Source organism: Gluconobacter sp. P1D12_c, from assembly GCF_018812105.1.
In the GTDB taxonomy this organism is placed as follows: Bacteria; Pseudomonadota; Alphaproteobacteria; order Acetobacterales; family Acetobacteraceae; genus Gluconobacter; species Gluconobacter oxydans_A.
This window is the reverse complement of the sequence record NZ_JACSIQ010000359.1, coordinates 1-487: the sequence shown is the minus strand read 5'-3', so window position 1 is coordinate 487 and position 487 is coordinate 1. Positions and strand designations below refer to the sequence as shown.

Genomic DNA, 487 nt, shown 5'->3' with positions numbered 1-487 from the left:
AATCACTATTGAACGAATTGAAAAGCGAACGCGAAAAAAGTTTTGATAAGGGCAAGCCGTTCAGAGATTTACAGAAGAAGAATGAACAGCTTGAAACTTATCTTGGTTTAGTTTTTGATTCTTTGGATTCGCATGGAATTAATCCTGTTCCGTTCATTAAGACTGTCTACACGTTGGATGATTTAATGCGTGATTGCGATAGGATTGCGAAGGAGTGGCTTGAGTCATTCCAGGCGACGTGGGAACCTAAGGCGAAGCCTCAAAAGGGTTCTGATCGCTCTATTGCCTAGAGCGACGACCCCGAAGGTCCGGGGTCTAGCATTGGGGTTTCGACCTCCATGCTAAAGGCTAAATCAGTATTAAAAAGATAGCTCAAACTGCTTCGCTTCATGAGCAGATAATTAGCTCAGATTTGCTGTGTCCTKCATCACAGAGCGAGCGCAGAGCGGGAGCCACGTAGTGTGGCCGTAGGCCATCTGTGTGGGAT

At 45.9% G+C, this 487-nt stretch carries 1 protein-coding gene; it reads left to right on the top strand.

Annotated features, from left to right (window positions below; translation table 11 throughout):
- Nucleotides 1–290, top strand: a 290-nt coding sequence (locus KP705_RS17170; protein ID WP_215765145.1) for a hypothetical protein, incomplete at its 5' end; no start/stop codon positions are given.
- Nucleotides 291–487 lie beyond the last annotated feature (197 nt).